The organism is Streptomyces sp. NPDC088124 (assembly GCF_040685895.1).
Lineage (GTDB): Bacteria > Actinomycetota > Actinomycetes > Streptomycetales > Streptomycetaceae > Streptomyces.
The window spans coordinates 1-12,353 of the sequence record NZ_JBFBJB010000046.1 but is presented as its reverse complement, the minus strand read 5'-3'; the positions used below and the strand labels follow the sequence as shown (position 1 = coordinate 12,353).

The following is a 12,353-nucleotide window of genomic DNA, read 5'->3' as shown; positions in this document are numbered from 1 at the left end:
CCGTTTCCACCTCATCGGCCGACCGTTTCCAGCCCCTCGCCCGAGCCCGGCACGATCCAGGCGAAAGCCCCTGGACGTCAGCCCGGATAGACGGGCGACGACCCCACTTCGACCATCGTCTGCCAGTTCGCCCCCGTGGGCAGCCGTACGATCCCCGCGTCCTCGGAGTCGGCCACCACCGGCTGCTGGTCGTCGTCCGCGGCGGCGATCGCCGTCACCTGGTTGAGCCCGGGCAGCACGCTCGACGCCGAGGTCGACCCGTCGGTCTGCAGGTAGCGGACCTGCTGCACGCCCCCCTGCTCCTTGCCGACCACCACGAGCCTGCTCGGACCGGCCCAGGAGACCGCCGTGACCGTCTCCAGTTGCGGGGCCGCCGACTGGAGTTCCGCCACGGACACCACCGGATCGGCCCCGGAGCCCTGCCGCTCCACTCGGCCGATCTGCAGCGTGGTCCTGCCGTCCTTCGCCAGCAGCAACGCGATCCGCACCCCGTCCGCCGAGACCCGCAGCCCCTCGATACGCGCGCCGCCCAGCCCGTCGACCGTGACCGTCTGCGGTTCACCCGCGCCGTCCGCGAACCGCAGCAGGCGCGGCTCCGCCGGGTCCCGGTCGGCGATCCACAGATCCCCCCGCCCGTCCCAGCTCGGCGCCGACAGCCGGTGTCCGGTGTCTGGCCCCTTGCTGGTCAGCAGCGGATCGCCCGGCTCGCTGTCCGCGAGGATCGATGACACGTACATCGACTGGGCGTCCTTGGTGACCCCGGCGGCGTGCTTCTCGTCGCGCGCCACCCCGACCCAGCCCAGCTTCAGCTCGCCCTTGCCCAGCGGCCCGATGACCTGCGACCGGTCCACGCTCTCGCCGCCGCCCGCCTGGAGCAGCGACAGCCGCCCCCGGTCGTCCACGTAGTACGGGTTGTCGGGCCGGCCGGTGGTGCGGTCCGGCGCGAACTCCTCCGCCTGGTCGCCACTGAGCACACAGAGCGAGGAACCGTCGGCCAGCAGCTCGACCTGCCCCACCCGCGTCGCCGTGAGGTCCCGGAGTGTGAACAGGAGCTGCGCGGCCATCTTCCGGCACTGCGTGCGTCCCGCCTTGGCCGCCTTCTCGTTGAGCGGCACCTTCAGCGCGTTCCGGTCGTCGAACTCCAGCGACGTGGTGCCCTTCTGCAGCGCCGTGCCGGTGGGGAACGGAGAGTCGACGACCCTCTTCAGCCAGTTCGTCGGCCCGTCGAGCAGCACATTGACCGCCTGCGTGACCGGATCCATCCGGGTCGTGGGGTCTATGCGCTGCCGGATGTAGACCGGATCGGCGACCAGCCAGTTCTCCCCGGAGGCGAAGTAGTACTTGTTGACCGACCGGTAGTTGCGCTGGAAGTCCGACTCGCCGAGCACCAGCCCCTGCGGCAGACCGTCGATCCGCCACTCCTTGGTGCCGCCGATGTTCTGCCGCACCAGGTGGATGCTGCCGTTGTACGCGGTGGGCTCCAGCGGCTGATAGGCGTGCGAGGAGTCCACGTCGGCGATCCGGTCGCCGTACAGCGGATACGTCAGACCACCGCTCTCCGAGCCGGAGGCCTCCTGCGGAACCGCGGGGTCCGGTGCGGCGCGCAGCACCGTCGTACCGGCGCCCGGCTGCCAGGAGCGGGACGCCTTGGGCGTCAGATACTTCCTGGCCATCGCGAAATCGGGATCGTCACTGGTCATCGCCTCCAGGAAGCCGTCGACGATCTCGGCGGGCCCCGCCTTCTCGCGCGGCGGCACGGCGTACACCCGGACCTGGGACTCACCGGGCGGGGACGCCTTGACCGGCTCCACGTCCCCGCTGTCCGGGATCGACGCGCACCCGGCCAGCAACACGGCGAGCACGCCGAGCGCGGCCGACGGCCGCACCACCCTCCCCAGCCCGAACCGACGGCGGTCAGCGCCCACGTATCGTGTCCTCCCGCTGCGGAGCCGACGGTGCGGATCCTTCGGATTCTTCGGTGGTCCGGGGACCGCTCTCGGGGGACCGCTCCCCCGCGGGCCGTGCCACCACCCGGGCGCCGCTGCCCGGCAGCGCCGCGGGATCCACCGCGGCGGCCGCCCGGGGCGGTGCGGGCGGTCCCGCCGCTGCCTGGAGCGGCGGACGGTCCACCCGCGGCTGTGTCGGCACGCTCGCCAGCCGGTGAGCGCTCTCCTTCAGCTCCTGCGCCCCGCCGCTCTCCCGGTTGCGCCGCGAGTCCTCGGGCTCCAGCGGTATGGGGGAGCCGCGGAGCGCCTCGTCGGCCGTACGCGGCAGCGTCAGCCGGAACTGGGAGCCCCCGCCGGGCTCGCCCCACGCCTGGAGCCAGCCGCCGTGCAGCCGCGCGTCCTCGACGGCGATCGACAGCCCGAGCCCGGTGCCGCCCGTGGTCCGGGCACGGGCCGGGTCCGCCCGCCAGAAACGGTTGAACACGCGGGTCGCCTCGCCCGGCTTGAGCCCCACCCCGTAGTCGCGCACGGCGACCGCGACGGCACCGCCCGCCGCCCCGAGCCGTACGACGACATCCCGGCCCTCGCCGTGCTCGACGGCGTTGACGACCAGATTGCGCAGGACCCGCTCCACCCGGCGGGCGTCCGCCTCGGCGACCACGGGCTGCTCGTCCCCGAGCACCCGGATCCGGCTGCCCTTGCGCTCGGCCAGCGGCTCGGCGCCGCCGATCACCCGGCGTACGACCTCGCGCAGATCTATCGGCTCGGCCTCCAGGGCCGCCGCGCCCGCGTCGAAGCGGCTGATCTCCAGCAGATCGGAGAGCAGCGACTCGAAGCGGTCGAGCTGGTCCCCGAGCAGTTCGGCGGAGCGCGCGGTCACCGGATCGAAGTCGGCGCGCGCCTCGTGGATGACGTCGGCGGCCATCCGTACGGTCGTCAGCGGGGTGCGCAGTTCGTGCGAGACGTCGGAGACGAAGCGCCGCTGCATCCGGGAGAGTTCCTCCAGCTGCTGGATCTTGAGCTGGAGATTCTGCGCCATCTTGTTGAAGGCCTCACCGAGCCGGGCGATGTCGTCCTCGCCGGTGACCTTCATACGTTCCTGGAGCCGGCCCGTGGAGAGCCGCTCGGCGATCCCCGCGGCCATCCGTACGGGGGTCACGACCTGCCGCACCACCAGCCAGGCGATGGCGCCCAGCAGGACGACCACGAAGAGCCCGGCCGTGGCGAGCGTGCCCTTGACCAGATTGAGGGACTGCTCCTCCTGCGTCAGCGGGAAGAGGTAATACAGCTCGTACGCGTTGCCGTTGGCGTCGTTCAGCCGCTTGCCGACGATCAGCCCCGGCTCCGGATCCCGGTCCTCGGTGGCCCGGGTGTACCGGATCTGCGCGTACGTCTCGTACGTCCCGGTGCCCTGCGCGACCGCGGTCCGCAGATCGGCGGGAACGCTGGAGAAGTCAACCCCGCCGGAGACCCGGGGCGCCCGGCTGGTGGACGCGGCGTCCTGGCCGTCGGGGCTCAGCGCGACCACGTTGAAGGCCCCCGGACCGCCACTGGCGAGCTGTTCGACCAGGTCCGACCGCCAGTTGACGGAGTTCCGGCCCGACCGGCCGCTCTCCCCGTCGCCGTCCCGGCCGCCGAGCGCCGCCGGGGAGTCGGCCTTCTCCTTGGCCACGGTGAAGCCGCCGGCCGCCTGGCTCTGCGCGGCCTTCTCCTTGGCTTCGAGCAGCCCGTTGCGGACCTGCCCGATGACCACGAACCCGAGCAGCAGCACCACCCCCAGCGACATCAGCAGCGTCGCCGCGACGACCCGGAGCTGGATGTTGCGCCGCCACAACCGCACGGCGGGCAGCAGCGGACGTCGCACCCAGCGCACCAGCAGCCGCAGCACGGGACCGCCCGGCGAGCCGTCCTGGAGCAGCCGGCCGCTCTGGAACAGCCGGCTCACCCCCGCGAAGGCACGCCCGGGCCCGGCAGCCCGCCCCGCACGGACCCCCGGCTCACCGGGCTTCGGAGCAGCGCTGCCGCCGGACATGTCAGCTCGGCCCTGCCTTGTAACCGACACCACGGACGGTCACCACGATCTCCGGACGCTCAGGGTCCTGCTCGACCTTGGAGCGCAGCCGCTGCACATGCACATTCACCAGCCGGGTGTCCGCGGCATGCCGGTAACCCCACACCTGTTCGAGAAGCACTTCCCGGGTGAACACCTGCCACGGCTTACGGGCCAGCGCGACCAGCAGATCGAACTCCAGCGGCGTCAGGGCGATCGACTGCCCGTCCCGCTTCACGGAGTGCCCCGCCACATCGATGACCAGGTCACCGATGGTCAACTGCTCCGGCGCCGGCTCCTCCGACCTGCGCAGCCGCGCCCGGATACGGGCCACCAGCTCCTTGGGCTTGAACGGCTTGACGATGTAGTCGTCAGCCCCCGACTCCAGCCCCACAACCACATCGACCGTGTCGCTCTTGGCCGTGAGCATGACGATGGGCACCCCGGACTCGGCCCTGATGAGCCGGCACACCTCGATGCCGTCCCGTCCGGGCAGCATGAGGTCGAGCAGCACCAGATCCGGCTTGGCCTCCCGGAAGGCCGCGAGTGCCTTGTCACCGTCCGCTACGAACGACGGCTCGAAACCTTCACCACGCAGCACAATCCCGAGCATCTCGGCCAGTGCGGTGTCGTCATCGACGACAAGGACGCGTCCCTTCATATCGACATCATCCCATTTTCATTTCCGTTGCGTAGACACGCGTGACCTGTCTCACTGACCGGCGCCGACGTGCGCCGATGCCTCTGTGTGACCGTCGCCGTCCCTCGACGTTGATGTCAAGCATTGATGTCAAACCCACTGCGGTGGACCCGAGCCCTGGCCGACCGCCACGGCATCCCCCACCCGCATCCCGCCTCCCATCGCCCCCACACGGTAGTGGAGCGGACGGCGATCCCCGGACGGTCCGTCCGCCCGCCCGCCCAGAAGGCTGCGGTGTGACGCCACACCGTGAGGTCCACGCCGACGAACTGACCCGGCGAATCCTTCGGCACGAAACCCTGCCCTTTGAAACAGAAGCGGTGTAAGGGAAGTTGGCCCGGCAGCCGGCCGTGCAACTCGTCCCCGCCGCCTGCTCGGGCGCGATGAAGGCCTACGCCCCCGCCCGCCGAGCCCTGGCGCACAGCTCCGCGATCCCCTCCCCCGTCACCGGGGACAGCGCACCGCATTCGGTGACGATCGCCGTCACCAGTTCCGGAGGAGTGACATCGAAGGCCGGGTTGAACGCCTGCGTTCCCAGCGGGGCCACCGGCATCCCACCACCGCTCTCCACCCCCGCCACCACCACCTGCGGAGCAGTGACCTCCGTCACCTCCTGCCCGGGCCGCTGCTCGACCTCTATCGACGCCCCGTCCGCAGTCTCCAGATCGATCGTCGTCGTCGGGGCGACCACGATGAACGGGACATGGTGGTACTTGGCGAGCACAGCGAGCGGATAGCTCCCCACCTTGTTCGCCACCGAACCATCGGCCGCGATCCGGTCCGCCCCGATCAGTACGGCGTCCACCTCCCCCGCCGCGAAGAGCGAACCCGCCGCGTTGTCCGTCAGGAGCGTGTACGCCATCCCGTTGCGCGCCGCCTCGTACGCCGTCAGCCGCGCCCCCTGGAGAAGCGGACGCGTCTCGTCCACCCACAGGCGTCGCAACCGGCCCGCACGGTGAGCCGACCGGGCCACCGCGAACGCGGTGCCCTCCCCACCCGAGACGAGCGCCCCGGTGTTGCAGTGGGTCAGGATCCGGTGACCGCCACCCGGCAACAGCTCATCGAGAAGCGTGAGCCCGAACGCCGCCATCTCCGCGCTGGCCTGCGCATCCTCCCGGTGCAGCAGCTTCGCCTCGGCGAGCGCGGCAGCCGCCGCCTCCATCGGTTCCGCCCCCCGGTCGACCGCAGCACGGTACGCGTCACGGGCCCGGCGCACCCCGTACCCCAGATTCACCGCGGTGGGCCGCGCCCCCGCCAACTGCTCCGCCGCGTCCTCGACGTCAAAGCCGCGCGCCGCCGCCAGCGCCACCCCGTAAGCACCCGCGATCCCCAGCAGCGGTGCTCCCCGGACCGCCAGCGTCCTGATCGCCACCACCAGCGCCGGCACATCCGTACAGACCAGCTCCGCCTCCTCGACCGGCAGCCGCGTCTGGTCCAGGAGGACCAGTACGGGCCCTTCGGGCGGCTCGTCCCAGCGGAGGGAAGGGAGCATCGGCGGCTCCGCGCCGACCGAGGTGTGTGCGTACTGATCAGCCATCCGCCCAGTCTGCCCGCTACGGCACGCACTATGAAGGCAGGAACGGAAGCGATAAGGAGACACAGCCCCCGGTCCGTCCCGACGCGACGCGTGGCACGATGGCTGCCAGGCCCTGTTTCCCGGATCTCCGTGGGACCGGAACTCCCGGCACAGCACCGCGCCGCCGATCCACGGAGATCCGGGAAACAGGACCCAGGTCGTGTCCGGCGGATCTTCACAGGCCCGCGACGCCCCGCACCGCAACCCGCAGGGGTGCCGGTGTCACCCCGGTACCCCAGGTCCGTCGACGACACCGGTCCGCCGCCACGCGGCGCACGCCACCGGCGGCGGCTCCCGCCACCGGTGCGGCGGACGGAGCCCGGGCCGCGCAGCTCCACCGGACCCGACCTGGCCCGCCGCCCCGCTCCGCGGACGGGCACCGTCGAAGCGCCGACTCGCCGAGCCGGCCTCTCAACCAATCCACGAGGTGGACGACCGTGAACGACACTCCGGGCTGGGCCTCGCCCGGATCCGCCCCGTCCGACGGCCAGGACACCACGGTGCCACGGCCCGCAGCGCCCGCCGACGACACCGGCTCCACCTCGAAGTGGTCCGCGGCCCAGCCACCGGCCGGACAGTGGTCCCCGCCGAGCGCCCCCGGCCCCGGCCCCGCCACCCCCGGACCCACGCGAGGCTGGGGCGGCCCGCCCCCGGGCGGCGGCCCCGGCTGGGGCAGACCACCGGCCGCCAAGCCGGGCGTCATCCCGCTCCGCCCGCTCAGTGTCGGCGAAATCCTCGACGGCGCCGTGTCGACCCTGCGCGCCCACTGGCGCACCGTACTGAGCGTCAGCCTCGCCGTCTCCGTGGTCTCCCAGATCGGCGACATCCTCCTCCGGCGTTATCTGCTGCCCGAACCGGTCGTACTCGACCCGAACGCCACACCGTCGGAACTCCTCAGCCAGACCACCGAATCGGCACAGTCGCAGCTCGCCGCCGACATCCCCTCGCTCGCCATCATGGTGATCTGCACACTCTTCACCACCGCGATACTCACCGTGGTGATCAGCCGCTCCGTGCTGGGCCGCCCCGTCACCCTCGCGGACGCCTGGCAAGAGGCCCGCCCCCGCCTCCCCAAGCTGCTCGGCTTCACCCTGCTGCTGCCGCTCATGAGCGCCCTCGTACTGGTCGTCGGCATGCTGCCCGGCCTGCTGATCGGCTCCACCGCCGGAGCCGCGCTCTCCCTGCTCGGCGCGATGGCGGCCTTCGTCGTCGTCATCTGGCTGATGGTCCGCTTCAGCCTCACCTCCCCCGCACTCATGCTGGAACGCCGCGGAATCATCCCGTCGATGCGCCGCTCCGCCAAGCTCGTGTCGGGCGCCTGGTGGCGCACCTTCGGCATCCTGGCCCTGACCCTGCTCCTCTCCTTCCTGCTCTCGCTCGTCATCGCCATACCGTTCGCGATCATCGGCACCGCGGTGGACGGCGACGGCCTCACCGGCTGGCCCTTCCTCATCGTCACCGGCATCGGCGCCGTGATCGCCTCCACGATCACCTACCCGATCTCCGCCGGGGTGACGGTCCTCCTCTACGTGGACCAGCGCATCCGGCGCGAGGCCCTCGACCTCGAACTCGCACGCGCCGCAGGCGTACCGGGCTACGGCGCCCAACAGCCGGGCCGAGACCTCTCCGGGAGCTGATGCGGTGTCCATCGTGGGGGGAACGACGAGGCACTCGCCGATACGCACGAGCGGCGACCTGCCGGTGGACACCTCCCGCATCCCCGCCCGCGAGGCGGCGGAGCGGGAACTGTCCAAGCCGATGTACCACGAGAACGACCCCAACCTCCTGGAACGCGCTCTCAACCGCATCAGGGAGTGGATCGGCGAACTCCTCGACGCCGCCTCCGGCGCCGCGCCCGGCGGACCGCTCGGACTCGTCGTGGTCACCCTCATCGTCGTGGCGCTCTGCGCCGCCCTGTGGTGGCGGCTGGGCACCCCCGGCCGTACGGCCACCACCACAGGCACTCTCTTCAACGACGGCCCCCGCAGCGCCGCGGAACACCGCACCACGGCCGAGGCGCACGCGGCGGCCCACCGCTGGACGGAGGCCGTCCAGGAACGGATGCGCGCCATCGTCCGCTCCCTGGAGGAACGAGCCCTCCTCGACCCCCGCCCCGGCCGCACCGCCGACGAAGCGGCCTCCGAAGCAGGGGGCGCGCTCCCGGACCACGCCACCCGACTGCGCACCGCCGCCCGGGAGTTCGACGACGTCACATACGGGGGCCGTACCGCCGACGAACAGGCATATCTGCGGCTGCGCGACCTCGACACCGACCTCGAACGGACCAAGCCGCACCTGAGCACCGTCACCGGAGGAACAGCCGAGTGACCTCCACCATCAGCCCCACCTCGCTCGCCCCGAGCACCCGCCAGATCTGGACACGCGGCCGCGGGCTCCTCCTCGCCCTCCTCGTCCTGCTGACGGCGGGCATCGCCATGGCCGCCCTGCGCTCCGGCGACCAGCACGGCCGTCTCGACCCGCGCTCCGCGGACCGGTACGGCAGCCGCGCCGCCGCGGAACTGCTCAAGGACCGCGGAGTCTCCGTCACCGTCCACACCACACTGCGCGAGGCCACGGCCGCCACCGGCCCCGGCACCACCCTGCTGGTCACCAACCCCGACCTGCTGACACTTACCCAGCAGCACACCCTGCGCGCCCGGACCACCGCCACGGGCGGCCGCACCGTCCTGCTCGGCCCGGGCCCGCCGTCCCTCGGCGTCCTGGCCCCCGGAGTCCGTACGAACACCCCCGCACCGGTCGCGGCACACGCCCCCCGGTGCTCGCTGCCCGCCGCCGTCCGCGCGGGGACCGTCGACATCGGCGGGATGCGGTACGAGACGGACACACCCGGCGCCGACTCCTGCTACCCGAGCGACGGCGCGCCGACCCTCCTCAGGATCCCGGACCCGATGACCGGCTCCACGGGCATGCCGTCCACCGACACCACGGCCAGCGACACCGTCCTGCTCGGATCCCCCGACATCCTGTACAACGACCGCCTCGACCAACAGGGCAACGCGTCGCTGGCTCTGCAACTCCTCGGCTCCCGGCCTCATCTCGTCTGGTACCTCCCTTCCCTCGGCGACGATTCCGCCTCCGGTGCCGACGGTGGCGAGGACAACGCCGGCACGACCTTCCTCGAACTGATCCCTTCCGGCTGGCTCTGGGGCACCTTCCAGCTCTTCCTGGCCGCGCTGCTCGCCGCCGTCTGGCGCGCCCGCAGGCTCGGTCCGCTCGTGACCGAACGCCTCCCCGTGGCCATCCGCGCCTCCGAGTCCACCGAAGGACGCGCCGGCCTCTACCGCAAGGCGAACGCGCGCGACCACGCCGCGTCGGCTCTGCGCGCGGCCACCCGTGACCGCCTCGCCCCACTCCTCGGCGTCCCTCCCGCCAAGACACACAGCGCCGACACACTGATCCCCGCGGTCTCCGCCCGTCTCCCGGACACGGACCACGACCCGGCCGCCCTCCTCTTCGGCCCGGCCCCGAGCAGCGACGCCGCTCTCATCCGCCTGGCGGACCAACTCGACGCCCTCGAAAGAGAGGTACGCACCTCATGAGTGCCCCGACCGCACAGAACGCCGGGTCCCCCGGGCCCGCCGGGAACACGGAGAACGCCCGCGCGGCCCTGGAAGCCCTGCGCGCCGAGATAGCGAAGGCAGTGGTCGGCCAGGACCCCGCCGTCACCGGGCTCGTCGTAGCCCTGCTCTGCCGCGGCCACGTCCTCCTCGAAGGAGTCCCCGGCGTCGCCAAGACGCTGCTCGTCCGGGCCCTCGCCGCCTCCCTCGAACTCGACACGAAGCGCGTTCAGTTCACCCCCGATCTAATGCCGAGCGACATCACCGGCTCACTCGTCTACGACTCGCGCACCTCGGAGTTCTCCTTTCAGCCCGGCCCGGTCTTCACTCATCTGCTGCTGGCCGACGAGATCAACCGCACCCCGCCCAAGACCCAGTCGTCCCTTCTGGAAGCCATGGAGGAACGCCAGATCACGGTCGACGGCGTCGCGCGCCCGCTGCCCGACCCGTTCCTGGTCGCCGCGACCCAGAACCCGGTCGAGTACGAGGGCACCTACCCTCTGCCCGAGGCCCAGCTCGACCGCTTCCTGCTCAAACTGACGGTTCCGCTGCCCTCACGTGACGACGAGATCAACGTGCTGACCCGCCATGCGGAAGGCTTCGATCCACGCGATCTCCGGGCCGCGGGGGTACGGCCCGTCGCCGGGCCCGCCGACCTGGCAGCGGCCCGCGACGCGGTCGCCAAGACGTCTGTCTCACCCGAGATTGCGGGCTATGTCGTCGATATCTGCCGTACCACGCGTGAATCCCCCTCGCTCTCCCTCGGCGTCTCCCCACGAGGAGCCACCGCCCTGCTCTCCACCGCCCGTGCCTGGGCCTGGCTCACCGGCCGTGACTACGTCATCCCCGACGACGTAAAGGCCCTGGCTCTTCCCACACTGCGCCATCGCGTCCAACTCCGGCCCGAAGCAGAGATGGAGGGAGTCACTGCCGACTCCGTCATTACCGCGATCCTCGCCCATGTCCCCGTACCCCGATGAGGCGGTAAAACCGTGGCCCTCACCGGACGGAGCGCTCTCCTCGCGGCTCTCGGCTCGCTCCCCGTCGGTGTCTTCGCCCCCAGCTGGGCGGGGATCCTCGCCGTCAATGCGCCGCTCTCGATCGCCATTCTGTGCGACTACGCGCTGGCGACGCCAGTGCGAACACTCCAATTCACTCGAAGCGGTGACACCTCGGTTCGACTCGGCGAGAGCGCCGAAGTCCACCTGACCGTCACCAACCCCTCCCGGCGCCGCCTGCGCGCCCAGCTCCGCGACGCCTGGCCGCCCAGCGGCTGGCCTGCGGGAGCCGACCAGTCGAGCTCACGGCACGCGACGACCGTCCCACCGGGCGAACGCCGTCGGCTCACCACCCTCCTCCGCCCGACTCGACGCGGCGACCGGCACGCGGAACGAGTGACCGTGCGCTCGTTCGGGCCACTGGGTCTGGCCTCACGGCAGGGCAGTCACAGCGTCCCCTGGACCGTGCGCGTGCTTCCGCCCTTCACCAGCCGAAAGCACCTCCCGTCCAGACTCGCCCGGCTGCGAGAGCTCGACGGCCGCACCAGCGTGCTGACCCGCGGCGAGGGCACCGAGTTCGACAGCCTCCGGGAGTACGTGACGGGCGACGACACCCGGTCCATCGACTGGCGGGCCACCGCGCGCCAGTCGACCGTCACCGTACGCACATGGCGCCCCGAACGGGATCGGCACCTGCTCATCGTCCTCGACACCGGCCGCACCTCGGCGGGCCGTGTCGGCGACGTCCCGCGTCTCGACGCGGCCATGGACGCCACGCTCCTCCTGACAGCCCTCGCCTCACGAGCGGGCGACCGCGTTGATCTCCTCGCCTACGACCGGCGCACACGCGCTCAGGTCCAGGGCCGTTCCTCGGGCGACGTCCTGCCGGCCGTGGTGAACGCGCTGGCACCACTGGAATCGGAGCTGGTCGAAACAGACGCACGCGGTCTCAGCGCGGCAACATTGAAGAGCGCCCCCCGCCGTTCACTCATCGTCCTGCTCACGAGCCTCGACACCGCGCCCGTGGAGGAAGGCCTTCTCCCTGTCCTGCCGCAGCTCACCCGGCGCCACACCGTCATCGTCGCGTCGGTCGCCGATCCTCATATCGAGAAGATGAGCACGGCACGCGGCACAGTGGACGCGGTGTACGAAGCCGCCGCCGGCGCTCAGGCGCAGGCCCAGAGACGACGTACGGCAGATCTGCTCCAGAGCAAGGGCGTCACCGTCGTTGATGCCACCCCCGAGAAACTGGCCCCGGCTCTGGCCGACGCATATCTCGCCCTCAAAACAGCCGGGCGCCTCTAGGGCAGACGAAGAGAGGGATGAGGTGAGGTGAGACGGTGCGGGGCAGGGAACGAGAAAACAGCACCCTGTCCCGTCAACACCGCCCCTGCCTGCCCCTGAACGCAAAAATGCCCCGCACCATACGGTGCGGGGCATTCCCACAATAATTGTTCGGCGGCGTCCTACTCTCCCACAGGGTCCCCCCTGCAGTACCATCGGCG

At 71.5% G+C, this 12,353-nt stretch carries 9 protein-coding genes; 5 read left to right on the top strand and 4 right to left on the bottom strand.

What is annotated here, in order from left to right; all coding sequences use genetic code 11:
• Positions 1-77: 77 nt before the first annotated feature.
• From AB0P17_RS31255 to mtnA, 4 genes are all read right to left on the bottom strand, one after another.
• Positions 78-1,925, bottom strand: coding sequence for an LpqB family beta-propeller domain-containing protein (locus tag AB0P17_RS31255; protein WP_365816096.1), 1,848 nt, complete (start codon positions 1,923-1,925; stop codon positions 78-80).
• Entirely contained in the window at positions 1,915-3,978 is a 2,064-nt protein-coding gene (gene mtrB / locus AB0P17_RS31250; RefSeq protein ID WP_365816094.1) for an MtrAB system histidine kinase MtrB, read from the bottom strand. The genes AB0P17_RS31255 and mtrB overlap by 11 nt, the downstream gene beginning before the upstream one ends.
• A 1-nt stretch (position 3,979) precedes the next feature.
• The gene (gene mtrA / locus AB0P17_RS31245) at positions 3,980-4,657 is read right to left on the bottom strand and encodes a two-component system response regulator MtrA (RefSeq protein WP_329826349.1); all 678 of its coding nucleotides are present in this window, start codon (positions 4,655-4,657) and stop codon (positions 3,980-3,982) included.
• Between the two features lie 430 nt (positions 4,658-5,087).
• Positions 5,088-6,233: an S-methyl-5-thioribose-1-phosphate isomerase gene (gene mtnA, locus AB0P17_RS31240; protein WP_365816091.1), complete on the bottom strand. Its 1,146-nt coding sequence runs from the start codon at positions 6,231-6,233 to the stop codon at positions 5,088-5,090.
• Between the two features lie 476 nt (positions 6,234-6,709).
• Between mtnA and AB0P17_RS31235 the strand changes: the two genes are divergently transcribed.
• Genes AB0P17_RS31235 through AB0P17_RS31215 form a run of 5 tightly spaced genes read left to right on the top strand, consistent with a single transcriptional unit; the run spans position 6,710 to position 12,153 of the window.
• The gene (locus tag AB0P17_RS31235) at positions 6,710-7,909 is read left to right on the top strand and encodes a hypothetical protein (RefSeq protein ID WP_365816089.1); all 1,200 of its coding nucleotides are present in this window, start codon (positions 6,710-6,712) and stop codon (positions 7,907-7,909) included.
• Positions 7,910-7,913: 4 nt separating this feature from the next.
• A complete protein-coding gene (locus AB0P17_RS31230; RefSeq protein WP_365816087.1) occupies positions 7,914-8,600 on the top strand; it encodes a DUF4129 domain-containing protein in 687 nt (228 codons plus the stop codon).
• Entirely contained in the window at positions 8,597-9,832 is a 1,236-nt protein-coding gene (locus tag AB0P17_RS31225; protein WP_365816085.1) for a DUF4350 domain-containing protein, read from the top strand. The genes AB0P17_RS31230 and AB0P17_RS31225 overlap by 4 nt, the downstream gene beginning before the upstream one ends.
• Positions 9,829-10,830 (top strand): MoxR family ATPase, encoded by a 1,002-nt coding sequence (locus AB0P17_RS31220; RefSeq protein ID WP_365816083.1) that lies wholly within the window; start codon positions 9,829-9,831, stop codon positions 10,828-10,830. Before AB0P17_RS31225 ends, AB0P17_RS31220 begins: the two co-directional genes overlap by 4 nt.
• Before the next feature lie 12 nt (positions 10,831-10,842).
• Positions 10,843-12,153 carry a DUF58 domain-containing protein gene (locus AB0P17_RS31215; protein WP_365816081.1) on the top strand — a complete coding sequence of 437 codons (1,311 nt, stop codon included), beginning with the start codon at positions 10,843-10,845 and terminating at the stop codon, positions 12,151-12,153.
• The last annotated feature ends 200 nt before the right edge of the window (positions 12,154-12,353 follow it).